Genomic DNA, 26290 nt, shown 5'->3' on the forward strand with positions numbered 1-26290 from the left:
GTCCGGGAGTTGACCGGGTAAGACCTCGCTTACCGATCTCCCGGAGGTACGTATGGGTATATCCCGGCCATCAAGACCCGTTCTGCTCACCACCGCCGCCACGGCGGGCGCCCTGGTGTTCACCGCGCTCGCCCCGGGCAGCGCGACGGCCGATCCGACGCCGCGCCCGGCGGTCCGCGAGGGCTCGCTGCTCGGCGCCGACCGGGCCGCCACCTCCCCCGCGGAGGCCGCCCGGCGCGCGCTGGACGCCACCGGGGCGCCGGAGTCCGGCGGCGGCGAGGGCCGCGGCTACCCGCGCGAGCGGAGGCTCACCGCGCCTCCCGTGAACCCGGCGGACAAGTCGATCAAGCTGGGGCTGACGCCGTACCACGGCATAGCCCTGAAGCTGAACGAGCTGCAGGGCATCGGCGACCGCGTGAGCGTGGAGCTCAACGGGCGGTCCGCCGGCGGACACCAGCTCTATCTGGTGACCGTCACCGCGCCCGAGTCGGCGCGCGAGGCGGCCCGGCAGGAGCGGATGCGCGAGCGCATCGAGAACGCGCCCGCGGCGGCCGCGAAGGACAGGACGATCAAGTCCTCGTACAAGACGCCCGTCTTCATCAACAACAACATCCACGGCAACGAGTGGGAGGGCACCGACGCGGCCCTGCAGCTCATCGGGAAGCTGGCGGGCGCGAAGGACGCGAAGAGCAGGAACCTCCTCGCACACAACCGCCTCTACTTCAACATCACCACCAACCCCGACGGCCGCATAGCGGGCACCCGCGCGAACGCCAACGGGTTCGACCTCAACCGCGACTTCATCACCGCGTCGCAGCCCGAGGCCCGCGCGGTCCGGCACATCGCCATCGACAAGCAGCCCGCGGTGATGATCGACCTGCACGGGTACGTGAACGGCACGCTGATCGAGCCGACCACTCCCCCGCACGGCGAGAACTACGAGTACGACCTCTTCCTCAAGAACTCCTACGCCAACGCCCTCGGCATGGAGGCCGCCATCAAGGGCCTCGGCTACACGGAGGAGAAGGACGGCGTGAAGCCGCCCGTCATCCCCTTCCGCGACCAGGCGGAGGGCTGGGACGACTGGCCGCCGATCTTCACCCCGCAGTACATGCCCTTCCACGGCGCGGTCGCCACGCACACCATCGAGTTCCCGATGCAGGTGAACAACGAGGAGTACGAGAACCGGCCGGCCGCCGAGCTGCGGCGCAGGGCCGCCATCAACGTCGACATCGCGGGCGCCGCGATGCGCGCCACCCTCGACCACACCGACCGCCACCGCACCTCGGTGATCGCCGACCAGATCGAGGTGTTCCGGCGGGGCGCGACGGGCGCCGCGCAGGTGCCGGTCTCGGAGGAGACGGTGCCGGGGGTGCCGGGGATCGGGCCCGAGGACGTCTACACGACCGAGTTCCCGCGCGCGTACGTGATTCCGGCGGGTGGGCGCGGGCAGCGTTCGGCGGCGGCCGCGTCCCGGCTCGTGGACCATCTGCTCGCCAACGACGTCCGCGTGGAGCGGGCGCGGCACTCCTTCCGGCTCGGCGGGCGGGCGTACGCGAAGGGCTCGTACGTCGTCGACATGCACCAGCCCAAGCGGGGTCTGGCCAATGTGATGCTCGCCGACGGCCGGGACATCAGCGACAAGGTGTCGACGATGTACGACATCTCGGGGTGGAGCCTCGGGCGGCTGTGGGGCGCGAGCGTCGACACGGTCAAGGACGGCGGCCTGGCCGGCGTGCCCACGCGCGCGGTGCGCGCCGCGTCCCGGGCCGGGTACGTGGCGCCGCGCGGGAACCTGCGGCTGCGCCTGGACGACCCGCGCGAGCTCGCCGCCCTCAACTCCCTTCTGAAAAAGGGCATTCCGGTGCGGAGCGACCGTGCCGGGGGCGCGGTCCTGCCGTCGTCCGCGCGCCGCGCCGCGAGCGCCGCCGCCAAGACGTACGACGTGGCCTTCGACGCCACGAAGGCCAAGGGCGGCGCCGCGCTGCACCGCATCCGGGTCGCGGCGGCCGTCACGCCGGGTGAGCTGTTCGCGCTGCGGGAGATGAACTTCGACGTGGTGCCGGTCTCGACCGGTGTGCTCAACGCCGGGTTCGACTGGAAGAGGGCGGACGCCCTCTTCGTCTCGGCCGGGCTGGACCACGACGAGCTGAACGCGGCGGCGAAGGCCGGGCTCGACCGTTTCCTGGCCCGGGGCGGCGGCCTGGTGGGGCGGGGCGCGGGCGGCGCCGCGCTGAACGCCGACGCGAAGCTGCTCGCCGCGAAGGCCGTGGAGGGCAACGGCGACGCCAACGGCGTGGTCCGGGTGGTCAACACGGGCGGCGCGGTCACCGGCGGCGCCCCGGACCACAGCTTCGTCTACGCGCCGACGTGGTTCACCGGCCTCGGCCCCGGTGTGCGCGTGGAGCAGAAGTACGGCACCGGCAACCCGCTGGTGTCCGGGCACTGGCGGGCGCTGGCGGACGGCAGCGGGGGCCCCGCGGCCGCCGCGGGCCGCGCCTCGGTCGTCAGCGGCACCGCGGGCCGCACGGGCGTGGTGCTCTTCGGCACCGAGCCGCTCTTCCGCGACCACCCCAAGGGAGTGTTCCCGCAGGTGGGGCGGGCTCTGCTGCGCGTCGGCCAAGGCCGGGAAACACCGGCCGGGGCGCGTGGGTCGAGAAGGTACTGATCATGTCGGTCGGGTACCGACTCTCCCTACGCGTCCCGGAGGCCTCTTCCGCATGACCCGTGAGATCCGAGTCCAGGGCACGGTCGCCGAGGGGTACGAGGCCGTGCGGCAGGAGTTCACCGCCGTCCTCGCCGCCGAGGAGCCCCGCCACGCCGGCCAGCTGGCCGCGTACGTCAAGGGACGCAAGGTCGTCGACCTGTGGGTGGGGCCCGGCACCGACGCCGACACCCTGTACGGGGTGTACTCGTCCACCAAGGGCGCCGCCCACCTCGTCGTCGCGCTGCTCGTGCAGGACGGCACGCTCGACCTGGACCGCGAGGTCGCGCACTACTGGCCGGAGTTCGCCGCCGGGGGCAAGGGCTCCGTGACCCTGCGCGAGCTGCTCGCGCACCGGGCGGGCGTGGTGGGCGCCGACTCCGGCTTCTCGCCCGACGAGGTCGCCGACGACCGGGCCATCGCCGCGCGGCTCGCGGCCCAGCGCCCGCGCTGGCGACCCGGCACCGCGTTCGGCTACCACGCCCTGGCCGTCGGCGCGCTCGCCGGCGAGGTGGTGTTCCGCGCCACCGGCCGGACCCTGCAGGAGCTGTACGAGGAGCGGGTGCGCGCGTCGCACGGCCTGGACTTCTTCCTGGGACTGCCCGAGGAGCACGAGGGCCGGTTCCACCCGGTCCTGCCGATGGACCCCACGCCCGAGCAGCGGGCACTGCTGGCATCGCTGCCGAGCGGGCCGCACACCCTGGGCGCCATCGCCTTCAACCGCAACGCGGCCGAGCCCACCGACATCGAGACGCTGCCCAACAGCCGCTCGGTGCGCGCCAAGGGCCAGGCGTCGGCGGGCGGTGTGGCCTCCGCGCGCGGTCTCGCCGGGATGTACGCGGCGGCCTTCACCGGCATCGAGGGCCGCCAGGCGCTCCTGACGGCGGAGACGGCCGCCGCGTTCGGGCAGCTCCAGTCGGTCGGGCACGACCTGGTGGCGCGGGCCCACAAGGCCTTCGCGGTCGGCTTCCAGGCCACCGCGGAGACCTGGTACCCGTGGCTCGGCGCGGGCACGGTCGGGCACAGCGGGGCAGGTGGCTCGCAGGCGTTCGCCGATCCGAGCAGCGGCCTCGCGTACGGGTACACGCGGCGCAGGTACGCGTTCCCGGGCGGTGCGGCGCCGGAGAACGAGCGGCTGGTGCGCGCCGTGCACGACGCGGCGCTCGCGGCCGGCTGACCGGGCGTACGACGCGAGGGCCGCACCCCGCAGTGGGGTGCGGCCCTCGCGCGTGGGCGGGACGGGTCAGGCGACCGCGAGCTCGACCTTGATGTTGCCGCGCGTGGCGTTCGAGTAGGGGCACACCTGGTGGGCCTTCTCGATCAGGGACTGCGCGGTGGCCGCGTCCACGTTCGGGATGGAGGCGGTGATCGCGACCTCCAGGCCGAAGCCGCCGGCCTCGTTCTGGCCGATGCCGACCTTGGCGGTGACGGTCGAGCCGGTGATGTCGGCGTTCTCCTTGCGGGCGACCACGCCGAGGGCGCCCTGGAAGCAGGCGCTGTAGCCGGCCGCGAAGAGCTGCTCGGGGTTGGTGCCCGCGCCGCTGCCGCCCATCTCCTTCGGCGGGTTCACGACGACGTCGAGCTTGCCGTCGTCGCTGGCCACACGGCCGTCACGGCCGTTCTCGGCGGTGGCGACAGCGGTGTACTTGACGTCGATCTTCTGGATGGACATAAGTGCCTGTTCCTCCTGAGATGTGACGTGGTGCGCGCCCACAACCACGGCTTGTGGAATTAGGTTATCGGATACCGGAAATGCGTCCAGGAGCGAGCTCAGCCGAGGGAGACGATCATCTTCCCGGTGTTCTCACCACGGAGCATGCCGAGGAAGGCCTCCACGCCGTTCTCCACGCCCTCGACGACCGTCTCGCGGTACTTGAGCTCGCCGGAGCGGATCCAGCCGCCGACCTCGCGGACGAACTCCGGCTGGAGGGCCGCGTGGTCCTGCACGAGCATGCCCTGCAGGCGCAGCCGCTTGCCGATGATCATGGCCATGTTGCGGGGGCCGGGGGTCGGCTCGGTGTCGTTGTAGCCGGCGATCATGCCGCAGATCGTGGCGCGGCCGTGCACGTTCATGCGGCTGATGGCCGCTTCGAGGTGCTCGCCGCCGACGTTGTCGAAGTAGACGTCGACGCCGTCGGGAGCGGCCTCCTTGAGCTGCTCGACGACCGGCTTGGGGTCCTTGTAGTTGAAGGCCGCGTCGAAGCCGTACTCCTCGATCAGGAGCTTCACCTTCTCGTCGGAGCCCGCCGAGCCGACGACGCGCGAAGCGCCCTTGAGCTTGGCGATCTGGCCGACCTGGCCGCCCACCGCGCCGGCCGCGCCGGAGACGAAGACGGAGTCGCCCTCCTTGAAGGAGGCCACTTCGAGCAGACCTGCGTACGCGGTCAGGCCGGTCATGCCGAGCACGCCGAGGTAGGCGGAGAGCGGCGCGGCCTGGGGGTCCACCTTGGTGGCGTGCTGGGCGGGGACGGAGGCGTACTCGCGCCAGCCCGCGAAGTGCAGGACGTGGTCGCCCACCGCGAAGCCCTCGGCGTTCGAGGCGACGACCTCGCCGACCGCGCCACCCTCCATGGGGCGGTCCAGCTGGAACGGCGGGACGTACGACTTGACGTCGTTCATCCGGCCCCGCATGTACGGGTCCACGGAGAAGTGGAGGTTGCGGACCAGCACGCGGCCCTCGGCCGGGGCCTCGACGGGAACCTCGCGCAGCGCGAAGTCCTCCGGGACGGGCCAGCCGTTCGGGCGGCGCACGAGGTGCCATTCGCGGCTGACGGAGGGGAGCTGCTCGGGGGTGACGGACATGGGGGGCGTCCTCCTACTGCGTTCTGCGTTCATGGGGGTCTCGCGTACCCGAAGAATCCCGCGTACTCACGGGTCGCGCCCGGCGGGTGCGAAAATGTTTCAGGTTATGAAACAACCATGCGCCTGAATATTTCATGATGTCAAGTAACCGGGTAGCCTGGAGACCATGGCCACCAGTGACTCCCCCCGCACGCCCCGCACCGACCCGCTGACGCTCGAAGTCGTCGAGCTCATCGGCACGGTCGTGGCGCGCTACTACGAGGAGTACGAGGAGGCGGCCGCCGGGCACTCGCTGACCGGCGCGCAGGCGCGCGTCCTGGGGCTGCTCTCCCTCGAACCGATGCCCATGCGCCGCATCGCGCAGAAGCTGAAGTGCGAGCCCTCCAACATCACGGGGATCGTCGACCGGCTGGAGGCACGCGGCCTCGTCGAGCGGCGGCCCGACGCGGCCGACCGGCGCGTGAAGCTGGCGGCGCCCACGGACCGGGGCGTCGAGGTCGCCCGCAGCCTGCGCGAGTCGCTGAGCTTCGCGCGCGAGCCGCTGGCCGAGCTCTCCCGCGAGGAGCGGCTCGCGCTGCGGGGGCTGCTGCGCAGGATGCTGGGCGCCCAGGCGCTGCCGCCGGAGGCCTGACCCCGGCCCCGGGCGCGCGAGGCGGCCGGGTACGGCCCGCCTACGTGCACCACCACAGGAAGCGGTCGCACGTCCGGGTCGGCTCCGGCTCCGGCGGCCTGGTCGGGCGGGGCCCGCCGGTGGCGGGCGGGGACGTCGGGCGGGAGGTGGCGGGGCCGCCGCCCTGTGCCGGGGCCGTCGTCGGGGCGGGGCGTCCCGGCCGATCGTCGCCGTCGGAACCGTCGCGCCCCTCCTCCGCGTGCCGTCCCGCGCCCTCGCGCTCCTCGCGCTTCTGCCGCTCCCGCTCGGCCCGACGCTCCGCGCTCTGCGGTGCCCCGGACGTCTCGGTCGGCCCTGCCACCGCGTCCTCGGCCGTCGCACCGCCGACGGCGGCACCGTCCGGGCTCTCGGAGTCCGCCGGGGCGGGATCGCTCGCGGAGTCCGGCACGGACACGGCGGCCGGCTCCTCGGACCGGCTCTCGGTGCCCAGCTCGGCGAGGCTCAGGCCACCCGCCGCGAGCGCGAGGCCCGCGCCGACGAACAGGACCTTGCGGCGCCTGCGCCGGTGCGCCCTGCGGCTGCGCTCCTTGCGGCGGCCGCGACCGCGCGGGGACGCGTCGTCGTGGAGGTCGTCGGTGTCGCCGTGGGCGCCGGGTTCCTCGTGCGGCACGGCGACGGACTGGGCGTACTCCCGGCAGGCGTCGGCCGGGGTGCCGCACCCCGGGCAGGCGAGGGCGCCGTTGAGGTGCCTGCGGCACGGGTGGCAGTAGTCCATGAGGCATGGAGGCTAGGTGCCGCGTCGGTGACAACGGAAGTTGGCGCTGTGAAAGTTGTGTGCGGAATCGAAACGTCCGGTGTGCCGGCCACCATCGGGTGACGCGGGGCGGGTCCGGGGCGCGCTGCGGTACGACGAAAACACCCCGGCCGCGCCCCCTCACGCCCTGCCGAGCTGCCCCCGCAACCGACGGGCGCGCAGCACCAGTTCCAGTTCGAAGCGGCGGTCCGGATCGTCCACCTCGTCGCCCCAGAGCTCTCTGATCTGGCGCAGGCGGTAGCGGACGGTCTGGGGGTGGACACCCAGCCGGGCCGCCACCTCCGGGGCGCCGCCGCGGGTCTCCAGCCACGCCAGGAGGGTCTCGGCGAGGCGGCGGCCGTGGGCGGGCCCGCAGTGGTCGAGCGGGGCGAGGCAGCGGCGGGCCAGGTCCTCGATGAGCTCCTCGGGCTGAAGGAGAACCAGCGCCTCGGTGTGCTCCGTGCAGTGCAGGACCTCACCGGCGGGCAGCAGGCCGCGCTCCATCAGGCGCACCGCGGCCTCCGCCCAGCGCAGCGACTTCGCGGCGTCGGCCAGCGCCACGGGCGGGCCGATCGCACCCGACCAGCCGGCCATGGCGCGGCGCAGCAGTTCGGGGCGCCCGGCCGCCTCGGGGTCGGGCACGACCATGCGGGGCTGCTCGGCCTCCATGTCGAGCAGCACGCCCTGGCCGACGGCGGGCGCGACGGCCTCGCGCGCGGGGCGCAGCAGGACGCCCACGGCGACGCGTTCGGGCAGCTGCCAGCCGACGCGGGCGGCACGCTCGCCGAGGCCGTTGCCGAGGGCGGTGGTGCCGGACGCCCCGCCGCCGAGGTGCGAGCTGCCCGAGGACGCGTCGGGGCGCCGCTCGGACAGCAGCAGCTCCATCAACTTCCGCTGCAGACGCAGCCGTTCACCCGCCTCGCGGGCCGCGGCCTCCGCGTACCCGCGCACGGACTGGTCGACGAGCCCGTCCAGGTACGCGAAGCCGGACTCGGCGAGTTCGTACATGGCAGGGGGCGGGATCTCTATCTGCTGGCCGATCTCGGCGAGCCTGCGCCAGGCCAGGCGTACGCCCAGGCGGTAGATCGCCTGGAGCGAGTCGAGGCTGCGGCCGTGCAGGCCCTCGCCGCGGCCGAACTCCTGGAAGACCTCCAGGTGGTAGCGCGGTCTGCCCTCCTGGGACGCCAGTTGCTGGACGAAGCCCTCCAGGGCGCGGCGGATGCCGACGAGCGCCATCGGCTCGCCCGAGTCGTCGAGGACGACGGGCAGACCGGGGTACTCGGCCCGTATCTCGCGCAGGATGTCCTGGGCGAGCGCGGGCACCTCCTCCAGGGCGAGGGCGGCGAACTCCCGTACCTGGCGCGGCGGGACGTCGCGCCAGGCGGAGCGGGCGGGGGCCGGGGAGGCGGCGGTCGCGTGCCGGTCCGCGGGCAGTCCGCCGTCGGCCGGCCGGCCGTCCGTCATCCGGTCGTCAGACGCCTGGGCGTGGGTCGCGGACACAGGCGGTCACTGCCCCCGCGCAGGCGTCTCGTAATGCACCAGCGGCGTATTGGGCTGATCCGGCGTGGCGTTCAGGAGCGCGACGATGCCGAGTGCCGCGCCCACGGCGAGGAGCGCCGCGGCGGCGACGGTGAGTGAAGCGGCGAGCAGTCGGTGCATTGCGAGGGTCAGCCTCTCTGTCGGAGGTCGTCCCCACCCTGGTCACGCAGTCCCTCGGCCAGGTCGAGCAGCTCTGGCCACAAGCGCAGGTCGCACAGCCCGTACCGGCCCCGACCGGCAAGTGCCCAGTCTCGGCAATGCATTGACACTTCGTCAAGGGTGCGCCTACGGTTCCCGGCCCATACGGCTCGGTAACACTTCTCCCGCCCTCAGCCCAGGAGTGACCTCATGCGCCGCACCGCCTCTCCTCTGTCGCTGATCCTTCTCGGGCTTGGCGCGTTTCTTCTGGTCCTGGCACCGATGCTGGCCTGGTACGTGGAGCCACGCGCGAAACGCACGCCCGTGGACGTCGACATCACGACCGTCTTCAAGGGCAAGGGAAGCTACTTCGACACCGAGAAGATCAAGACCGTCCACGACAAGAACCTCACGATCACCCGGCAGGTGCGCGGCGACGTCGCGGACAGCGAGGACAGCGGGCGCGCGGTCTGGGACGTGTCCACCTCCGTCGACCCGGACAAGTCGCTGCCCGCGGCGGACCCGCACGACTCGCTGCAGTGGACGCTGGAGCGCTGGGTCACCGACCGCAGGACCAACGCGCCGGTGCACTGCTGCCAGGAGGAGCCCTACTTCGAGGGCGAGGCCTACCTGAAGTTCCCCTTCGACGTGGAGAAGCGGTCCTACACCTGGTGGGACAACACGCTGGGCGCGACCGTGCCGCTGACCTACCGGGGCACGAAGAAGGTCCAGGGGTACGAGGGCTACCGCTTCACCGCCACGGTGAAAGCCACCAAGACGGGCACTCGGCAGGTACCGGGCCTGATGGTCGGCCAGCCGAGGAAGAGTCAGGTGATCGCGGATGAGTACTACGCCAACCACGGGATCGAGCTGGTCGCGGACCGGCGCACGGGCCGGATCATCTTCGCCGCGATCGGCCCCCGCAAGACGCTGCGCGCGCCGGGTTCGGACAAGGACGCCACCGTGCTGCTCGACAGTGAGCGGATCGCGTTCACGCCGGCCACCCAGAAGGCCCAGGTGAAGCTCGCGGACGACGACAGCAGCCGGCTGAAGCTGGTCGGCGAGACGCTGCCGCTCCTCGCGGGGGTACTGGGCGGGGTGCTCGCGCTGGCCGGAATCGTACTGGTCGTACGAGGACGCCGTGACGACGGCGCGAACGGTCCGGGAAGGCCCGGTGAAGCGGAGGCGGATCCGGGGAGTCCGCATCCTGGGACGTCACCGACCGCCCTGCAGCGCACCACGATGTGATGGGACGTCAGCTCCAAATGGCACGGAAATTGTCACTTCGGTGAGTAGCCGCGCGGTACCGGGCGGCGAAAACTGTCCACCCCACCCGCGCACAGTCCCCGCACCACCCCAGCACAGTCCCCCGCAGGACCCGCACGCCACCCCCGCACCCCCGCACCGCCGCACCACCGCGCACAGGCCGGGTAAGCACCTTCGCGACGGGCCCCCACGGCTCCGCGGCCCGGTCCGCCCCACCCAGCAGGACCCGCAGGACCCACAGAACCCACAGAACCCAGCAGGACCGTTTCGCCGACCGGACCCCCCACAGTTCCGCACCCTGAGACGAGTTGGAGCACGTATGCCCCAGCACGTACCGTCCTCGCTGCGCGCGGCCGCCCCACGCCGCGCGGAGCGCCCTCCGGCGCCGCCCCCACATCCGCGCCGGATCGTTTTCCTCGCCCACCGCGACCTGGACAATCCCGCCGCGGGCGGATCCGAACTCCTCGTCGACAAGCTCGCCGACGGGCTCAGTCAACTCGGCCACCAGGTCACCCTGTTGTGCGGCGGACCCGCCGCGTACCGCGACTACCGCGTGGTGTCCGCGGGCGGCGACCTCGGCCACTTCCTGCGGGCCCGCTCCGCGTTCACGCGGCAGGTCGGCGACTGCGACCTGCTCGTCGAGGTCTGCAACGGCATGCCGTACCTGGCGCCACTGTGGCACCGCGGACCCACCCTGTGCCTGGTCAACCACGTCCACACCGACCTGTGGGGGATGCGCTTCCAGGGTGCGCTCGCCCCCGCGGCCCGGATCGGCCGAAGACTCGAACACTGGGCGCTCTCGGGCGCGCAGCGCGGCAACCTGCTCGTCGCCGTCTCGCCGTCGACGGCCACGGCGCTGCGGGCGATCGGCGTCGAGCGGGACCGCATCCGCGTCGTGCACAACGGCGTCGAGGAGCCGGGGCCGCTGCACGCCCGCTCCGACGAGCCGCTGTTCCTGGCGATGGGCCGGCTCGTCGAGTACAAGCGCATCGACCTGCTGCTGCGGCTGTGGGAGCGCGTCAGACCCGTCACGGGCGGCCGGCTCGTGATCGTGGGCGACGGTCCCGAGCGCGGACGCCTCGAACAACTGGCGGGCCCCGGCGTGGAGTTCACGGGACACGTCACCGAGGCGGAGAAGCACCGGCTGCTCTGCGAGGCCTGGATGCTGCTCCACCCGTCGGCCGTGGAGGGCTGGGGTCTCGTCATCACCGAGGCGGCGACGCGGTCCACGCCCTCGATCGGCTTCGACGTCCCTGGCGTGCGCGACTCCGTCGAGGACGGCGTGACCGGCCTGCTCGCGCGGGGCGAGAGCTCCTTCGCGGCCGCCTGGTGCACGCTGGCCCTCAGCGCCGAGCGCCGCAGGGCCCTCGGCAAGGCGGCCGGCGAGCGGGCCGTGCAGTTCCGCTGGGGCAACACGGTCCGGCAGTTCCAGGCGGTGGCGGGCGAGGCGTTCGCCGCCCACCAGGTGTCCCCGGGACCCCCGACGCCCCAGGGGTCTGTGTGAGGGACCCTTCGCTGCGCCGTTCCGCCACCCTGTTCAGGGCCTTCCTGCGCGAGCAGCAGGAGCCCGAGCGCTGCTACACGCTCCTCGCCCGCGACGCCGCCGACCAGGTCGAGGCGTACGGTCCGGTGCGCGGCCGCGTCGTCGTCGACATCGGCGGCGGGGGCGGCTACTTCACCGAGGAGTTCCGGCGGCGCGGCGCTCAGTGCTTCCTCTTCGAGCCGGACCCCGCCGAGCTGGGGACCAAGGCCCCCGAGGGCTCGGTGGTGGCCGACGGGTATCTGCTGCCGCTGGCGGACGGCGTCGCGGACGTCACCTTCTCCTCGAACGTCCTTGAGCACGTGGCCGACCCGCAGACGTTCTTGAGCGAGTCCGTCCGGGTCACCCGGCCCGGCGGACTCATCTACGTGTCGTTCACCAACTGGCTCTCCCCGTGGGGCGGTCACGAGTGGGCGCCCTGGCACTACCTGGGCGCCGAACGGGCCCGGGCCCGCTACGAACGGCGCACCGGCAAGGCCGCGAAGCACACGCTCGGCGAGAACCTCTTCGCCCACCACGTCGGGAGCACCCTGCGCCAGGTGCGCGGCCGCGACGACGTGGAGATCGTGTCGGCGCGCTCCCGCTACTGGCCGTTCCTGGCCGGAGCGATCACCAAGGTGCCGGGTGTGCGCGAGATCGCGACCTGGAATCTCCTCCTCATCCTCAGGCGGTGTCCATGACCACGGTCCAGGCCCCACCCCCGGCGGCCGTACGGCCCACGACCGATGCCCCTGAACCCTCGCAGGGGCCGCGCTCGCGGCGCTGGCTGCTGGGGTTCTGGGCCGTGGTGTTCGTGCTCTTCCTCGCGGTGAAACCGGGGCGGATGACGTTCGACACCAAGCTCGGTGTCGCCGTCGACCCCTGGCAGTTCCTCTCCGACCTGGGCCAGCTGTGGCACGACCGGGGCGGCTTCGGCGGGATCCAGGACCAGTACGTCGGCTACGCGTTCCCGATGCTGCCGTTCTACGGCCTGGCCAAGCTCGTGCAGCTGCCGGTGTGGCTGGCCGAGCGGCTGTGGATGTCGCTCATCGTCGCGGCGGCGTTCTGGGGCGCCCTGCGCCTGGCCGAGCGCCTCGGTGTCGGCAGCCGGCACAGTCGGCTGCTCGGCGCGCTGGTGTACGCGCTGTGGCCGACGTTCACCGTGGTCGTCGGGTCGACGTCGGCGGCCGCACTGCCCGGCGCGATGCTGCCGTGGGTGCTGCTCCCGCTGACCGACGAGCGGATCAGCGCGCGCCTCGCCGCGTGCCGCTCCGCGCTGATCATCCCGTTCATGGGCGGCGTGAACGCGGCGGCCACGCTCGCCTCGCTGCTGCCCGTGGGCCTCTATCTCCTCTCCAGACCGAACGGCCCGCGCAAGCGGAAGCTGATCACCTGGTGGGTGCCCGCCGTCCTCCTGGCCACGGCCTGGTGGGTCGTGCCCCTGCTGATGCTCGGCATCTACGGCGAGAACTTCCTGCCGTACGTGGAGAATTCGGCCACCACCACCGGCACGATGTCGGCCACCGAGACGCTGCGCGGCGCCGGCAACTGGGTCGCGTACCTCCACTTCGGCGAGGCCTGGCTGCCCGCCGGCTGGACGGTGGCGACCGCCGTCGTCCCCATCGTCTGCTCGGCGCTCGCCGCGGCGCTCGGCCTCGCGGGCCTCGCGCGACGCGACCTGCCGGAGCGGCGCTGGCTGGTCCTGACGGTGCTCTCCGTCGTCCTGATCACGCTCGCCGGGTACGGCGGCGCGTTCGGGGCACCCTTCCACGACACCGTGCAGTCGTGGCTGAACGGCGGACTCGTGCCGTTCCGCAACATCTACAAGTTCCAGGCGGGCCTCGCACTCGCCCTCGTCCTCGGCCTGATGCACCTGGTGGGCGTGGCCGCCCAGGCGCGCGGCGCGCGGCCGGTGCGTGGGCGCAGGTACGCGCCGCTGATCGCCGCGGTCCTCGTACTGCCCGGCCTGGCCTGGCCCTACCTCAACGGCTCGATCCTGCAGCCGGGTTCGTTCCAGAAGCTGCCGACGTACTGGCAGGCGACGGCCGACTGGCTGGAGAAGTACTCCCCCGACTCGCGCGCCCTCGTCGTCCCCGCGACCGCGCACGGCATCTACTCCTGGGGCTCCCCCATCGACCAGCCCCTTGACGTGCTCGCCGACTCCCGCTGGGCCCAGCGCGACTACGTGCCGTTCGGCACGCCGGGCAACCGCCGCGCGATGGACGCGGTCGAGCAGGCCCTGATGACCGGCGGCCAAGTCCCGGGTCTGCGCGACTACTTGACGCGCGCCGGCCTGTACTACGTGGTCGTGCGCAACGACCTCGACCCCGACCAGGTCGGCCACGTCCCCTCCGCGACCGTGAAGCGCACGCTGGAGGAGTCGGGCTTCAGCCGCGTCAAGGGCCTCGGCCCCACGACGACCGACGGGAAGATCGCCGACGACACCCCGATCCAGGTCGAGGGGCTCTACTCGCGCGAGCGCGCGGTGGAGATCTACGCACCCGGCGAGGGCGCCGAGCGTCCCGGCCAGGCGGGCCTGAAGCCGGTGTCCAACACGGCGGTCGTCAGCGGCGGCCCGGAATCCCTGCTGCCGCTCTCCGCCGACCCCTCGATGCGCGACCGCCCTGCCGTCCTGACCGGCGACAACCACCCGGGCATCGGCGCACCCGGTCTGCAGGCGGTCGGTGACGGCCTGCGCCGCGCCGACACCCGCTTCGGCCTGGTCAACACCAACACCTCGTACACGTACGGACGCGACGAGCGGAACGCGGTCGACGCCACCCAGGACCCCGGCAAGAAGCCGCACCAGATCCTGCCGGCCAAGGGTGTGGAGCACCAGACGACGGCGGAACTGCGCGGCGCCAGGTCGGTCTCGGCGTCCAGCTACGGCAACTGGCTCTTCCACCTGCCGCAGTACGACCCGGTGAACGCCTTCGACGGGAACCCGGCCACCGCCTGGGCCGAGGGCAACGCCGGTTCGGCGGAAGGCGAGTGGATCAAGGCCGAGTTCAACTCCAAGATCGACGTCCCCGCGTCCTTCCGCGTCACGCCGCTGCCCCAGGACGGCGTGCGGCCGGCGCCCACCCGGGTGCGCGTGGAGACGGAGAAGGGCAGCGTCACCAGCCCCCTGCAGCCCAACGGCATGGCCCAGCGCATCAAGGCCCGCGAGGGCTCCACGGCCTGGATCAAGATCACGATCCTGGACTCCCAGGAGGCGCGCCCCGGCCTGACCGGCGCGGGCTTCTCGGAGATCAGCATCCCCGACGTCCGCGTCACCAAGCTCCTCCAGCTCCCCACGGACGCGGAGAAGTCGACGGACGCGCGGGCGACGACCTACTCCCTGCACCGCTCCTCCGACCCGAGCGCCCTCTCCCCGGTCAACTCCGAGGCGGGCCTGCACCGCCGCTTCACGACGACGGGCGAGGGCCCGTACGAGATGAAGGCGAGCGCGGTCGCCGTGCCGGGCGCCGAACTGGACGACCTCCTCTACAAGGTGGCCCCGGAGCAACAGCAGCAGATCATCGCCACGGCCGACTCCACGGCGAAGCTGGGCACCGGCCTCTCGCCGCGCAACCTCACCGACGGCGACCTGACCACGGGCTGGATCGCGGGCTCCGCCAACCGCCCGGTGATCCACCTCAAGTGGCCGGACAAACAGCCGGTCGGCGAGATCGTGCTGCCCGCCGCGGGCGGCCTCTCCACCCGCCCCGTGAAGATCGAGATCAGCTCGCCGGACGGCGCGGCGACCGCGGGCGTCGACGAGAACGGCAACGCGCGCTTCACCCCGATCACCACCGACCAGCTGGACATCACCATCACGGAGACCGCCCCGCTGACGGTCCACAACCCGGTGGCGGACGCGGACCTGCAGCTGCCGGTGGGCCTCACCGAGGTGTACGTCCCCGCGCTCGACAAGTACCGCACCCCGCAGCCCGACGCCACGGACACGTTCTCGCTGCCGTGCGGCCAGGGCCCGACGATGTCGGTCGACGGCGAGCTGTTCCAGACCGCCGCCAGGGGCAAGGTCCGTGACCTCACCGACCGGCGGCCCGTCGAGGTCACGCTCTGCCAGGAGGGCAGGAAGAACACCGCGGTGGCGCTCGACCCGGGGGCGCACGCCGTGGAGACCGGGGATGCGGGCCCGCTGGCCGTCATGGACGCGTCGCTGACCCGCGGCACGCCCGGCGCGCTCGACACGACCTCCCGCGAGATGAAGATCAAGGACTGGCTCGGCGACCGCCGCGAGGTCTCCGTCGGCTCGGGAGCGGCCTCGTACCTCTCGACGTACGAGAACGTGAACGACGGCTGGAAGGCGACCCTCAACGGCAAGGAACTGACCTCGGTACGGCTCGACGGCTGGCAGCAGGGCTGGCTCGTGCCGCAGGGCGAGGGCGGCACGGTCAAGCTGAGCTACGAGCCGTCGCAGGTCTACGAAATCGGCCTGATCCTCGCCGGCATCGGCGTCCTGGCCCTGGTGGCCCTCGTCCTGGTGCGCCGCCGCGACCCCAACCCGGAAGCGCCGGCCCCCGCGCCGCCCGCCCCGGGCATCGTCCTCGGCACGGTGGCGCTCACGCTGGTCGCCGCGGTGATCGCGGGTCCCTTCGCGCTGCTGGTCCCGGCGCTCGCGCTGCTGGCCTGGTGGCGGCACGCGCTCCTGGTGCCCCTCGCGTTCCTCGCGATGGCGGGGGCGGGCATCGCGGCGGCGACGGGCGCGGGCGAGTCCGTCGCAGCCGACGAGGGGGCGTTCGGGCACGTGGCCCAGCTCTTCGCGCTCATCGCACTGTTCGCCGCGCTGGTGACGGTGCGGGACGCGGCGCCGCGTGCCAGGCACACGGATCGCGGCGCAGGTGGCCCGGGCGACCCGGGTGACCCGGGCGACGGGGGTTCTCGGGGCGACCGGGGTGACACAAGGGAGTACGGGCCCGGCGGGCCCGGCAACCCGCCGCCGTACGCACCCGCGCCCGGCCACGGCCCCGGTCCCGGTCCCGGTCCCGGTCCCGCGGCGACGACGCTGCCACTGGGGCCGGACCGCGACCCGGGCGGGCAGGCGCCCCCGCTGCCCCGCCGCAAGCGGGGCGAGAACGGGCCGGAGGGCTCGGACGGGACGGGGCACACCGTCTCGGCGCGCGGGCCCGGTTCCGCGCAGCCCGAGCCCGCGCCGCCGGGCCGCAGAACGGCGCGCTTCATGCGGCGCAGGCGTCCGTCCACGACATCAACGACATCCACGACAGGAGAAGGCACCCAGCGATGACCGCACTGGAACATCCGGCACGGCGCGCGGACGGCCCCGGGCGGCCGCCCTCGCGCGTGCCGTTCCCCGTCGTCGACGAGGTCTCCCGGCACTGCCTCCAGGAGGAGGAGCCGGAGACCGTGCACATCGAGGTGCACCTGCCGGGCACCCCGGACCCGGACCGCCTCCGGTCCGCCTTCGGCGAGGCCCTGCGCCGTCACCCGCGCATCCTGATGCGGGAGGCGCGGGGGCCCTGGTACCGGCGGCGTTACGAGTGGGAGCTGACGGCCGGCCCGGACGTGGAGGTGGTGACCTTCCCACGCCCGGAACGGGACGCCCTCAAGCACGCCCGCGAACGGGCCCTCGCCGAGGCGCCGCCGCTGGCCTCCTCCCCGCCCATCCGCCTGGAAGTGGTGGCGAACCCCCTGTCCGAGGCGGAGGGTCGCGCCCCCGGCACCGGTGTCGGTGTCGGTGTCGGTGTCGGTGTCGGTGTCGGTGTCGGAGAGGATGCCGCGCCCGGCGCCGAAACGGTCGAACCCAACGGCTGTGTGCTGCTCCTGACGATCAATCACACCGCCCTGGACGGCCCCGCCTGCCTGCGCGTCCTGGCCACCGCCGCCGAGATCTACGGCGGGCGGGACAACGCCCCGGCCGCTCCCCCGTCCCGCGCGCCCGCCGACCCGCAGGCCGCGCCCGAACCCCCGCCCGACGCGGCCTCCGGCTGGGCGCCCCCGGCGCGGGTGGCGAGGGGCACCCCGGAGCCCTCCCCCGGCAACGGCATGCTCGTCGCCGAGCTTCCCGTGCCGCGCCGCCCCAAGGGCTCCCCGTTCACCGTGAACGACCAGCTCATGGTCGCGACCGCGCTGATGATCGCCCACTGGAACCGCGAACACGGCGCCCGCCCGCGCCCCTTCCGCATCACGATGCCCGTCGACGACCGCCCCCGCGACGCCACCATGCCCATCGGCAACGGCACCCGCCTGGTGGAAGTCCCCTTCGCGGCGCATGAGTTGGCGCACCGCGACTGGACCCCCGAGGCGACCCGGGACCTGCTGCGCCGCACCGCCGACCGCACCCGCGCCCTCAAGGCCCTGCCCCGCCCCCAACTCGGCCGCGGAGCCGCCCTCCTGACCGCCCCCGTCCTGCCCGTCACCCTCCGGGCCGCCCTGACCCGCGGCCTGCGCAGGGCGGCGGCGCCCTGGACGTCGACGACACTCCTGAGCAACATCGGGCGCGTCCCCTACGCCCTGGACTTCGGCGACGCGGGTCGCGCGCACGCCGTGTGGTTCTCCGCCCCGGCCCGGCTGCCGCGCGGCCTCACCGTCACCACGGCGTCGACGGCGGGCCGACTGCACCTCGCCCTGCGCTGGTCGAAGACGCTCCTGAGCCACGGCGACGGGGCCCACCTGCGCGACCTCTTCGAGCACTACCTGCACGCGACGGAACACACCGAACCCCACGAGACCCACGGGGGGCCCAAGTGACCACCGCCACCACCCCGACTGCCGAACGACCGGGCGGCCTGCGGGGCTTCTACGAGAACCCGGCCGTCCCGGTCGCCTCCGGTGACGCCCGCAGCATCCGCCAGGCCCGCATCCTCGCGGCCGCGCTCGGCCCCGCCACGGCGCGCACCGCCACCGTCCTCGACATCGGCTGCGGCGACGGCACGGCGGCGGCCACCGCGGCCCCGCTCCTCGCGGGCCACCGCGTCATCGGCGTCGACTGGTCGCAGGACGCCCTCAAGCGCGCCCACGCCCGCCTCCCGTACGTCGTACGGGGTGAACTCTCCGACGGCGGGCTGCCGTTCGCCGACGGGGCGGCCGACGCGGTGCTGTTCAGCGAGGTCGTCGAGCACCTGGTCGACCCGGACAGCGCCCTCGACGAGCTGCGCCGGGTCCTCGCGCCGGGCGGGCACCTCATGCTCTCCACCCCCAACCTCGCCGCCTGGTACAACCGCGGCCTGCTCCTGGCCGGAGTGCAGCCCGTCTTCTCCGAGGTGAGCCTGCGCGCCGTCCACGGCCGCCCGGGCAAGGAGGTCGTCGGACACCTGCGGCTCTACACGGCCCGCGCGCTGCGGGAGTTCGTCGCGGCCAGCGGCTTCGAGGTCGTACGGCTGACCGGCGCGCCCTTCCACGGCGTGCCGCGTCCGCTGCGCGCCCTGGACCGGCTGGCCTGCGCCGTGCCCAGCGCCGCCTCGATCCTCCTGCTGCACGCCCGAAGGACCTGACCGTGTGGTGGGGCGTGGCCGCGGCGCTGATCGCGAACCTGCTCTACAGCACCGGATTCGTCCTGGAGAAGCGGGCGTTGACGTCGATGCCGTCGGTCAGCGTCCGCAAGCCCGCCCGGCTGCTGCGGCAGGTGCTCGGCAGCCCGCTGTGGATCGGCGGTTCGCTCTCCCTGGCCGCGGGCTTCGGCGCGCAGCTCGCCGTGTACCGCACGCTGCCGATCGCCGCGGCGCAGGGCATCTTCGTCTCAGGGCTCGTCCTCCTGCTGCTTCTCTCCTCCGTGCTGCTCGGCGAGCGGACCTCGGGGCGCGAGCGGTACGCCGTCGGCGCGATCCTCGTCGCGCTGCTCATGGTGGTCCTCTCGCTCAGCGAGGACAGCGACACCGTCGGCCACGGCGCGCCCGTCCCGCTGATCCTCACCGTGTGCCTGCCCTCGCTCGCGGCGGGCGTCTGGCTGTACGGCTCCGCGGAGCGCCGGGCCAGGCACCGGCACCGCATGCCGACGGCGGGCGTCGAGTACGGCGTGGCCGTGGGCCTGCTGTACGGGGTGAGCTCGCTGGCCATCAAGGGCGTCTCCAGCTATCTGACGACGGAGGACATCGGCGGCGCGCTCGGCGACCTGCTGCGCTCGCCCTACCCGTACCTGCTGCTCTTCACCGGCGCGTTCGGCCTGGTCATGTCGCAGGCCGCCCTGCAGCGCTGCCGGGCCTCGCTCATCGTCCCCGTGTGCACGACGGTGACGTCCCTGTTCACCGCGGTGCTCGGCACGCTGGCGTTCGGCGAGGCGCTGCCGCACGAGCCGGTGCGGCTCACGCTGCGCATCGTGGGCACGGTGCTCGCCGTGTCCGTGCTCCTCGCCATGCCGAAGCACGACGCGACCGCTCCCCGACCCGCCACCTCCCCGAAGGAGTTGACCAGCGGATGAACCACGACGACCCGCTGCTGAAGATCCTCGCGTGCCCCCTCGACAAGGGGCCGCTGCACCTGATCGCCGCGCAGGAACCCCTCGTACCGCAGGAGTCGCTGTACAACCCCCGGCTGCGCCGGCGCTATCCGGTCGTCGACGGCATCCCGCAGCTCCTGCCGTCCTCCGGCGAGCAGGTCCCCGAGGGCGAGCACGAACAGCTCCTCAAGCGAATGTCCCCGTGACGAGAGGGTGCCCATGACTCTCGCCGCGCGCGTCGCGCCCTACGTCCCCGACCGTCTGATCGCCTCCCTCGCCCGGCTCGTCTACCCCCGCTTCGAGCCCGAGCTCGCCCGGCTCGGCGACCTCTGCCCGCCGGGCTGCGGGACCGCCGTGGACGTCGGCGGCTGGTACGGCCCCTGGTCGCGCCGCCTCGCCCCCCGCGCGCGGCGCGTGGTGACCGTCGAACCGGTCCCGCACCTGGCGCGGCTGCTCGCCGCCTCCACGCCCGCCAACGTCCGGGTGATCCAGGCCGCCGCCACGGACCGGCCCGGCACCGCCCGGCTCTGGCTGCCGCACGGTGACCGGGGCGAGCGGGGCGTGTCCTCGCTGGTACGCCGCGACATCCACACCACCGCCGTCGACGTGCCGTGCCTCACCCTCGACGGGCTCGGCCTGCGGGACGTCCACTTCATCAAGATCGACGTCGACGGGAACGAGATGCGGGTGCTGCGGGGTGCGCGCGAGCTCATCGCCCGCGACCGTCCCGCGCTCTTCATCGAGCTGGAATCCCGCATCCAGCCGATCGAGCCGATCGTGGAGCTCCTGACCCGCCGGTACGGCTACCGGGGCTGGGTCCTGCCGCACGCCACCTGGGTGCCGCTCGCCTCCTTCGACCTGGAGTCGCACCAGTCCCGTACGTCGTACGTCGTGTCGCAGGGGCTGCTGCGGCGGGTGCTCACGCCCCGCCGTCCCCGGTACGTGAACTCGGTCCTCTTCCTGCCCGACGGCGACCGGCCGGGAGCGCTCGCGGTGCGCGACGATGGGGTGCATGCCCGCTAGTTGCTCACGTGACCCCGGCCCCTTCTCCGCGCTGGACTTCCAGCTGGTCCTGCTGCGACGGATGGCCGACCACAACGCCGACCTGGTGGACGCCGCCCGGCACGATCTCGGCGTCTCCGTCGCCGAGATGCGCGAGGCCAACCGCCGCTGGCAGGCGATGACCCGCTCCTCGCGCTCCCGGGGCGCGGCGTCGCGCTACCGTTCGGTCCTCGGGCCTCCCGCGCAGACGGCGCGGCGGCGGATCGGTGACCTGGAGTGCGAGGCGCTGCTCTGGCCGGTGCCGCTCTGGTCCGATCTGCGCTTCGAGGTGCTGCTCGGGCCGAACAAGGCGGTCTGGAACGAGTGGCTCGTACGCGCGCCCGGGTCGCCGCCTCCCTCTCTCCTCACGCTCGACGACCTCACTCCGTGGTCGTGCACGGTCGACGAGGCGGCCCGCGCGTTCGCTCCGGCGCGGCCGATGGAGGGCACCGCACCGACCCGCTGGGGCCTCGCCTTCGAGGCGCCGGACGGGGGTGGGGTGCGGCGCCGCTGTGTGGCGGAGTTCACGTGGGGGCTGCTGCAGCGGGTCGCTGCCGCGGGCACGTGAGCGTTGCGCTGGGCTCGTGTCGCCTTTGCTGCGCCTGTGGGGCGGGGTCGCGGGCACGTGAGCGTTGCGCTGGGCTCGTGTCGCCTTTGCTGCGTCTGTGGGGCGAGGTCGCGGGCACGTGAGCGTTGCGCTGGGCCGGTGTCGCCTTTGCTGCGTCTGTGGGGCGAGGTCGCGGGCACGTGAGCGTTGCGCTGGGCCGGTGTCGCCTGGGGTTCGTCTGTGGGGCGGGGTCGCGGGGGTATGTACGTACTCGCTATCCCTGCGCCACGCTGCACGAACAAAGACGCTATGGCTGGCTCGGTGCTCCGTGCGCACATACCCCCGCGCCCCCTCCGGCGCGCGTGCGGCTGCGGCCCGGTGGGGCTTCTTCGGGCAAGCCCCGCAGGGCCGGTGCCTCCCCGGGGGGCCTCGGGCGGGGCGGTGCCTCAGGGGGGACTTTGGGCGGGGCGGTGCCTCAGGGGCACGGCGGGCGGCGCCTCGCGGGGGGCGCGGCGAGCTGTTGCTTTCAGGGCGCGGGGGCGGCGGACTGTCGCTTTTAGGGGTACGGGCGCGGCGGGCTGTCGCTTTTAGGGGCGCGGGGAACTGCGCGACCAGCCACAACACACCCGCACCCGCCCACGCAGCGCGCCCCGCAACGGCGGGTGGGCTTTTAAGGGGCGCGGGGAACTGCGCGACCAGCCACAACACACCCGCACCCGGACGCGCAGGGAGGAACCCACCCCTGCCGCGAAGCGGCGGACGTAAACCGTTCAAGGCCCAGGGGCCAGCCCACGTCTACAACATCTGCTTATGATTCAGCGTGTTCGATTCACGGCACATCAAGACGTTCCACGAAGTGGTCCGGTCCGGTTCCTACTCGGCCGCCGCCCGCTCGCTGGGCTATACCCAGCCGGCGATCACCCAGCAGATGAAGGCCCTTGAGCGCTCCGTGGGCACTCCGCTGTTCACCCGCGTCGGCCGCCGCATGCGGCTGACGGAGGCGGGCGAGGCGCTGTCCCGGCACGCCGGGATCATCCTGGACGACATCTCCGCCGCCCAGCAGCAGATGACCGCGATCACGCGGCTTCGCTCGGGCCGGGTACGGGTCTGCGCGTTCCCCAGCGCCAACGCGACCCTCATCCCGGAGGCCCTGGCCCGGCTCGCCTCGGGGCACCCCGGGGTGCGCGTGGAGCTCCTGGAGGACGAGCCGCCCGAGTCGCTGCGGCGCGTGGTGCGCGGCGAGTGCGACATCACGCTGGCCTTCACGTATCCCGGTCTGCACGACGAGGTGCCGGAGGAACTAGAGGAGATACCGCTCATGGAGGACCAGCTGACCGTGCTGCTGCCCTCCGGGCACCGGATGGCGCGCCAGCGGTCGGTCAAGCTCGCCGAGCTCGCGGAGGAGCGGTGGATCGCGGGCTGCCCGCGCTGCCGCGCGAACTTCCTGCACGAGTGCGCCGAACTGGGCTTCGCGCCGGAGATCGCCTTCACCACGGACGACAATCTGGTCGTGCAGAGCCTGGTCGCCGAGGGGCTCGGCGTGGCGATGATGCCGGGGCTCGTCCTCAACTTCCTCTGCCACCGCAAGGTGACGGGCCGCGCCCTGGATCCCGCGTCGCGGCGCCAGGTCTCGGCGTACGTACTCAAGGACCATCTGCGCATTCCGGCCACCGCCCTGGTCCTGGACGAGCTGAGGACGGTGGCCGCCAACCGCGTCGGCTGCTGATCGTCCACGCCTTTCCATAAGCAGGATTTGGAGGGTGGCCAAAAGACTGTCGTTGGACGTGATGGATCGCGCGGCGCCACGCTGCCGGTATGAGCACTCCGACCGCGTACCGGGCCGCCCGGACCACAGAGCGCCTCGACACCCTCGTCGCCGACATCCGCGAGGCCGTGGGGCGCGGCCTGCCTCCCGACCTGACCGCCTATCTGGTCGGCGAGCGCCTCGCACCCCACCTGGGCTCCGCCGACCTGCTCACCGACGAGCAGAGCGAGGGCGACCCCGACCGCTACCGCCAGCACGTCCTGCACGCCGAGCACGACGGCAGCTTCTCGATCGTGGCGCTGGTCTGGCTGCCGGGGCAGCGGACCTCCGTCCACGACCACGTGTCGTGGTGCGTGACGGGCGTGCACGAGGGCGAGGAGCAGGAGCGGCGCTACCGCCTGGTGCCCGCCGCCGGGACCGGTGGCGCGGCCCGTCTCGTCGCCACGGAGGACGTCGTCAACCCGCAGGGCTCGGTCTGCGGCTTCGCGCCGCCCGGCGACATCCACCGGGTGTGGAACGCCTGCGGTACGCGCGCGATATCCCTCCACGTCTACGGCGCGGACATAGCCCGCCTGGGCAGCAGCGTCCGCCGGGTGTACGAGCTCCCGGCCGACCGGTAATGGCGCTGCTCGGGGAGCGCGCCAAGTCCCGTACGGCACCGGTCGCCGCGCTCGCCGTCCGACCGCCCGGCAAGGTGCCCGGCCTGGCGCTCGCCGTGCTCGGTGTCGCCGTCGCCTGGGGCGTGCACCGGCTCGTGCCCGGCATCCCGATGCTCACCGCCGCCGTGGTCCTCGGCATCGTGGCCGCCCATCTGCCGGGCGCCGCACGCTCCTTCGTGCGCGGCCCCGGCAAGGCCGGCCTCACGTTCGCCGGGAAGCGGCTGATGCGGGTCGGCGTCGTGCTGCTCGGCCTGAAGCTGAGCCTGGACGACGTGCTGGGGCTCGGCTGGGCCTCGGTCGGCATGGTGCTGTGCGTGGTCGCGGTCACCTTCTTCGGCACCTGGTGGCTGGGCCGCCGGATGGGGCTGCGCGGCGACCAGCCGCTGCTGATCGCCACCGGCTACTCGATCTGTGGCGCGTCCGCGATCGGCGCGGTCAGCGAGGTGTCCGAGAGCGACGAGCGGGACACGGCCACCTCGGTGGCCCTCGTGACCCTGTGCGGCACCCTGGCGATCGCCGTACTGCCCCTGCTCCAGCACCCGTTGGGGCTCAGCGACGCGGAGTTCGGGCGCTGGGTCGGGGCGAGCGTGCACGACGTGGGACAGGTCGTGGCGACCGCGCAGACCGCGGGTGCCGGGGCGCTCGGCGACGCGGTCCTGGTCAAGCTGATGCGGGTCGCGCTGCTCGCACCGCTCGTCGCGGCGGTGGCCCTGTCGGTGCGGGCGCGGCGACGCGCGGGCGCCTCCACCGCGGGCACCAAGCGGCCGCCGCTCGTGCCGCTCTTCGTCGTCGGTTTCCTCGCCATGGTGGCCCTGCGCACCACCGGCCTGCTGCCGGGCGGCGCGATCGACGTCGCGCAGACCGTCCAGGAACTCCTGCTCGCCGCCGCCCTGTTCGGCCTCGGCAGCGCGGTCGACCTGCCGACCCTGACGCGCACGGGCGGCCGGGTCGCGGCGCTCGGGCTCCTCTCGTGGGGCGTGATCGCGGGGATCTCGTACGTGGGCGTGGTGCTGACGTACTGAGCCCCGCGGACCGGCTGACAGCGGGGCAGCGCGACCCGTACGTCGTACAGCCGCGTGATCTGCTGCGGCAACTCGTTGTCGTCACTGACGAGGAGCAGCCGCAGCCGGTCGCGGCCCGGTCCGTGGGCGCGGCCCGTCACCGTCATCCCTTCGATGTTGTCGACGAGGGGGTTGTTGCCGGGCGGCAGCTTCGAGGGCGCCCCCATCGAGGGGCAGTCGGAGAGGTCGGCGAGCAGCGTCTTGCGCACCGCGCGCGTGCCGGGCCGAGGCGGGCCGCCCCGGACACGTCCTCGGCGCCGCGCGGGTCCGCCACGTACAGCCGTACGTCGATGCGGAACTCCGGGGTGAAGCCGCGCTCCAGGACGAGCAGCCGTCCGTCGCCCGTCGGCGCCGGCTCGACGAGCGCGAGACCCGGGTCTACGGCGTACGCGTACTGCCGTCCGAGCGTGAACCGGCCGCCGCGCTGCGGGCGTTGCCAGGTCTGTACGCGGTGCAGCGCGCGGCCCGCCGTGTCCGTGCCGTCGTCCGCCAGCGGCCCCTCCATGCCGGCGATCAGGGTGCGCCCGCCGGGGAGCAGGGCGAGGCTCTCGAAGGTCTGGTTCGCGCGGGCGCGGCCCTCGGGTGCGACCCGCAGCGGCCGCGGCACCGGCACCTGGCCGAGCAGGGCGCCGTCCCGGCCGTACCGGCGGATCGCGGGGCCCCGCTCGTCGGTGACCAGGTGACTGCCGTCGCGGTCGACGGCCAGGCCCTCCGAGTCCGGCGCGGCGCCCGCACCGTCGGCGAGCGGCGTGTGACCGGTGGCGCGGGGCCGGTCGCCCCGCACGTCGATCCGGAACAGGGCGGAGCGGTCGGAGAGGGCGCTGACCGAGCCGTCGCGTTCGACGGCGAGCGCGGAGAGACCGCCCACGCGCCGGCCGCCGGTCTCCGTCTTGTCCAGCGCGTCCGAGTAGCGGGCGACGGACACCCTCGGCGAGCAGGAGCCGCCCGCCGGAACGGGGGCGGACCCCACGGCCGCGGCCTCGATCGCGCTCTCGGTCGCGGTCGCGGTCGCCGCCGCCGTGGTCGCGGTCGCGGTCGCGGTCGCGGTCGCGGTCGCGGTCGCGCCCGAGGCCAGCAGTGCGGCGCTCGCGGCGAGGCTTACTGTCGCGCGAAATCCCATGGGACACCTCTTGATTGACGGGGCGTCAGTAGAGCAGCGTCCGGTGAAGATGCGAACAACGAATGCGAACGACTGCGCAGTTGTTCCCTGGAACAGGTGATCGTCGCGCCAGGAATTGCGCGGGACCCCTGTGATTGACGATGCTTACGGTGCGCAAGCGACGGGCTGCAGACCGTGACCGCGCACCCGGTCCATGTCCCATACAGGGCCGGGTAGTTGGACCCGGGCATCCGGGTCCTGACGTTCCTGAGAGTCCCACAAGGAGAAGCACCACCATGAACCTCATCACTGACGTCGTCGCCGGTCTCGCCCACTTCCTCGGCTGGCT

Annotated in this window: 22 protein-coding genes; 16 read left to right on the forward strand and 6 right to left on the reverse strand. The window is 73.3% G+C overall.

The annotated features are described in order from the left end of the window. The first annotated feature begins 52 nt into the window (after positions 1-52). Together ACZ592_RS29455 and ACZ592_RS29460 are read left to right on the forward strand one after the other, a co-directional pair. Positions 53-2668, forward strand: a complete 2616-nt coding sequence (locus tag ACZ592_RS29455) for a M14 family zinc carboxypeptidase (protein ID WP_471584683.1) — start codon at positions 53-55, stop codon at positions 2666-2668. Positions 2669-2720: 52 nt separating this feature from the next. Beyond that, positions 2721-3881 (forward strand): serine hydrolase domain-containing protein, encoded by a 1161-nt coding sequence (locus ACZ592_RS29460; protein WP_471584684.1) that lies wholly within the window; start codon positions 2721-2723, stop codon positions 3879-3881. Positions 3882-3947: 66 nt separating this feature from the next. Here ACZ592_RS29460 and ACZ592_RS29465 read toward each other — a convergent pair whose 3' ends face one another. Both ACZ592_RS29465 and ACZ592_RS29470 read right to left on the reverse strand, forming a co-directional pair. Then, entirely contained in the window at positions 3948-4376 is a 429-nt protein-coding gene (locus tag ACZ592_RS29465) for an organic hydroperoxide resistance protein (protein WP_471584685.1), read from the reverse strand. 98 nt (positions 4377-4474) lie between these two features. Continuing rightward, a complete protein-coding gene (locus ACZ592_RS29470; protein ID WP_471584686.1) occupies positions 4475-5506 on the reverse strand; it encodes an NADP-dependent oxidoreductase in 1032 nt (343 codons plus the stop codon). Between the two features lie 166 nt (positions 5507-5672). Here ACZ592_RS29470 and ACZ592_RS29475 point away from each other — a divergent pair, with 166 nt between their 5' ends. After that, a complete protein-coding gene (locus ACZ592_RS29475; RefSeq protein ID WP_471584687.1) occupies positions 5673-6137 on the forward strand; it encodes a MarR family winged helix-turn-helix transcriptional regulator in 465 nt (154 codons plus the stop codon). A 40-nt stretch (positions 6138-6177) separates the two neighbouring features. On the opposite strand, the gene ACZ592_RS29480 is transcribed toward ACZ592_RS29475, so the two are convergent. From ACZ592_RS29480 to ACZ592_RS29490, 3 genes are all read right to left on the reverse strand, one after another. After that, positions 6178-6891 (reverse strand): SCO2400 family protein, encoded by a 714-nt coding sequence (locus ACZ592_RS29480; RefSeq protein ID WP_471584688.1) that lies wholly within the window; start codon positions 6889-6891, stop codon positions 6178-6180. Positions 6892-7050: 159 nt separating this feature from the next. Beyond that, positions 7051-8373, reverse strand: a complete 1323-nt coding sequence (locus ACZ592_RS29485; RefSeq protein ID WP_471584825.1) for a PucR-like N-terminal domain-containing protein — start codon at positions 8371-8373, stop codon at positions 7051-7053. 42 nt (positions 8374-8415) lie between these two features. After that, the gene (locus tag ACZ592_RS29490) at positions 8416-8568 is read right to left on the reverse strand and encodes a hypothetical protein (protein WP_471584689.1); all 153 of its coding nucleotides are present in this window, start codon (positions 8566-8568) and stop codon (positions 8416-8418) included. A 228-nt stretch (positions 8569-8796) separates the two neighbouring features. Here ACZ592_RS29490 and pgfA point away from each other — a divergent pair, with 228 nt between their 5' ends. The 13 genes from pgfA (at position 8797) to ACZ592_RS29555 (ending at position 24803) form a co-directional block, all read left to right on the forward strand. Continuing rightward, positions 8797-9834: a cell envelope lipid trafficking protein PgfA gene (gene pgfA, locus ACZ592_RS29495; RefSeq protein WP_471584690.1), complete on the forward strand. Its 1038-nt coding sequence runs from the start codon at positions 8797-8799 to the stop codon at positions 9832-9834. Between the two features lie 337 nt (positions 9835-10171). Beyond that, positions 10172-11356, forward strand: coding sequence for a glycosyltransferase family 4 protein (locus ACZ592_RS29500; RefSeq protein WP_471584691.1), 1185 nt, complete (start codon positions 10172-10174; stop codon positions 11354-11356). Further along, on the forward strand, positions 11353-12072 hold the full coding sequence (locus tag ACZ592_RS29505; protein ID WP_471584692.1) for a class I SAM-dependent methyltransferase: 720 nt from the start codon (positions 11353-11355) through the stop codon (positions 12070-12072). The genes ACZ592_RS29500 and ACZ592_RS29505 overlap by 4 nt, the downstream gene beginning before the upstream one ends. Beyond that, positions 12069-16622 carry a DUF3367 domain-containing protein gene (locus ACZ592_RS29510; RefSeq protein WP_471584693.1) on the forward strand — a complete coding sequence of 1518 codons (4554 nt, stop codon included), beginning with the start codon at positions 12069-12071 and terminating at the stop codon, positions 16620-16622. Before ACZ592_RS29505 ends, ACZ592_RS29510 begins: the two co-directional genes overlap by 4 nt. Then, on the forward strand, positions 16619-18085 hold the full coding sequence (locus ACZ592_RS29515) for a condensation protein (RefSeq protein ID WP_471584694.1): 1467 nt from the start codon (positions 16619-16621) through the stop codon (positions 18083-18085). The genes ACZ592_RS29510 and ACZ592_RS29515 overlap by 4 nt, the downstream gene beginning before the upstream one ends. Further along, a complete protein-coding gene (locus tag ACZ592_RS29520; RefSeq protein ID WP_471584695.1) occupies positions 18082-18828 on the forward strand; it encodes a class I SAM-dependent methyltransferase in 747 nt (248 codons plus the stop codon). Before ACZ592_RS29515 ends, ACZ592_RS29520 begins: the two co-directional genes overlap by 4 nt. Before the next feature lie 14 nt (positions 18829-18842). Next, a complete protein-coding gene (locus ACZ592_RS29525) occupies positions 18843-19751 on the forward strand; it encodes a hypothetical protein (RefSeq protein WP_471584826.1) in 909 nt (302 codons plus the stop codon). Further along, positions 19748-19975, forward strand: a complete 228-nt coding sequence (locus ACZ592_RS29530; protein ID WP_471584696.1) for a Trm112 family protein — start codon at positions 19748-19750, stop codon at positions 19973-19975. Before ACZ592_RS29525 ends, ACZ592_RS29530 begins: the two co-directional genes overlap by 4 nt. A gap of 13 nt (positions 19976-19988) precedes the next feature. Continuing rightward, positions 19989-20792 (forward strand): FkbM family methyltransferase, encoded by an 804-nt coding sequence (locus ACZ592_RS29535; protein ID WP_471584697.1) that lies wholly within the window; start codon positions 19989-19991, stop codon positions 20790-20792. Further along, positions 20773-21378, forward strand: a complete 606-nt coding sequence (locus ACZ592_RS29540; RefSeq protein WP_471584698.1) for a hypothetical protein — start codon at positions 20773-20775, stop codon at positions 21376-21378. The genes ACZ592_RS29535 and ACZ592_RS29540 overlap by 20 nt, the downstream gene beginning before the upstream one ends. 799 nt (positions 21379-22177) lie before the next feature. Continuing rightward, a complete protein-coding gene (locus ACZ592_RS29545; RefSeq protein ID WP_471584699.1) occupies positions 22178-23083 on the forward strand; it encodes a LysR family transcriptional regulator in 906 nt (301 codons plus the stop codon). Positions 23084-23172: 89 nt separating this feature from the next. Continuing rightward, positions 23173-23742: a cysteine dioxygenase family protein gene (locus ACZ592_RS29550; protein ID WP_471584700.1), complete on the forward strand. Its 570-nt coding sequence runs from the start codon at positions 23173-23175 to the stop codon at positions 23740-23742. Beyond that, the gene (locus ACZ592_RS29555) at positions 23742-24803 is read left to right on the forward strand and encodes a YeiH family protein (RefSeq protein ID WP_471584701.1); all 1062 of its coding nucleotides are present in this window, start codon (positions 23742-23744) and stop codon (positions 24801-24803) included. The genes ACZ592_RS29550 and ACZ592_RS29555 overlap by 1 nt, the downstream gene beginning before the upstream one ends. A gap of 142 nt (positions 24804-24945) precedes the next feature. Here the strand turns inward: ACZ592_RS29555 and ACZ592_RS29560 are convergent, their stop codons facing one another. Next, positions 24946-25962: an esterase-like activity of phytase family protein gene (locus ACZ592_RS29560; RefSeq protein WP_471584702.1), complete on the reverse strand. Its 1017-nt coding sequence runs from the start codon at positions 25960-25962 to the stop codon at positions 24946-24948. Positions 25963-26290 lie beyond the last annotated feature (328 nt).

The organism is Streptomyces sp. NPDC040622 (genome assembly GCF_055593965.1).

Excerpts from the sequence above, each read along its gene's own strand:
- ACZ592_RS29510 (WP_471584693.1), top strand. The coding sequence starts at position 12,069 with ATGACCACGGTCCAGGCCCCACCCCCGGCGGCCGTACGGCCCACGACC.
- ACZ592_RS29475 (WP_471584687.1), top strand. The coding sequence starts at position 5,673 with ATGGCCACCAGTGACTCCCCCCGCACGCCCCGCACCGACCCGCTGACG.
- ACZ592_RS29540 (WP_471584698.1), top strand. The coding sequence starts at position 20,773 with ATGGGGTGCATGCCCGCTAGTTGCTCACGTGACCCCGGCCCCTTCTCC.
- ACZ592_RS29490 (WP_471584689.1), bottom strand. The coding sequence starts at position 8,568 with ATGCACCGACTGCTCGCCGCTTCACTCACCGTCGCCGCCGCGGCGCTC.
- ACZ592_RS29470 (WP_471584686.1), bottom strand. The coding sequence starts at position 5,506 with ATGTCCGTCACCCCCGAGCAGCTCCCCTCCGTCAGCCGCGAATGGCAC.
- ACZ592_RS29550 (WP_471584700.1), top strand. The coding sequence starts at position 23,173 with ATGAGCACTCCGACCGCGTACCGGGCCGCCCGGACCACAGAGCGCCTC.
- ACZ592_RS29535 (WP_471584697.1), top strand. The coding sequence starts at position 19,989 with ATGACTCTCGCCGCGCGCGTCGCGCCCTACGTCCCCGACCGTCTGATC.
- ACZ592_RS29515 (WP_471584694.1), top strand. The coding sequence starts at position 16,619 with ATGACCGCACTGGAACATCCGGCACGGCGCGCGGACGGCCCCGGGCGG.
- pgfA (WP_471584690.1), top strand. The coding sequence starts at position 8,797 with ATGCGCCGCACCGCCTCTCCTCTGTCGCTGATCCTTCTCGGGCTTGGC.
- ACZ592_RS29500 (WP_471584691.1), top strand. The coding sequence starts at position 10,172 with ATGCCCCAGCACGTACCGTCCTCGCTGCGCGCGGCCGCCCCACGCCGC.
- ACZ592_RS29465 (WP_471584685.1), bottom strand. The coding sequence starts at position 4,376 with ATGTCCATCCAGAAGATCGACGTCAAGTACACCGCTGTCGCCACCGCC.
- ACZ592_RS29455 (WP_471584683.1), top strand. The coding sequence starts at position 53 with ATGGGTATATCCCGGCCATCAAGACCCGTTCTGCTCACCACCGCCGCC.
- ACZ592_RS29530 (WP_471584696.1), top strand. The coding sequence starts at position 19,748 with ATGAACCACGACGACCCGCTGCTGAAGATCCTCGCGTGCCCCCTCGAC.
- ACZ592_RS29555 (WP_471584701.1), top strand. The coding sequence starts at position 23,742 with ATGGCGCTGCTCGGGGAGCGCGCCAAGTCCCGTACGGCACCGGTCGCC.
- ACZ592_RS29560 (WP_471584702.1), bottom strand. The coding sequence starts at position 25,962 with ATGGGATTTCGCGCGACAGTAAGCCTCGCCGCGAGCGCCGCACTGCTG.
- ACZ592_RS29480 (WP_471584688.1), bottom strand. The coding sequence starts at position 6,891 with ATGGACTACTGCCACCCGTGCCGCAGGCACCTCAACGGCGCCCTCGCC.
- ACZ592_RS29460 (WP_471584684.1), top strand. The coding sequence starts at position 2,721 with ATGACCCGTGAGATCCGAGTCCAGGGCACGGTCGCCGAGGGGTACGAG.
- ACZ592_RS29485 (WP_471584825.1), bottom strand. The coding sequence starts at position 8,373 with ATGACGGACGGCCGGCCGGCCGACGGCGGACTGCCCGCGGACCGGCAC.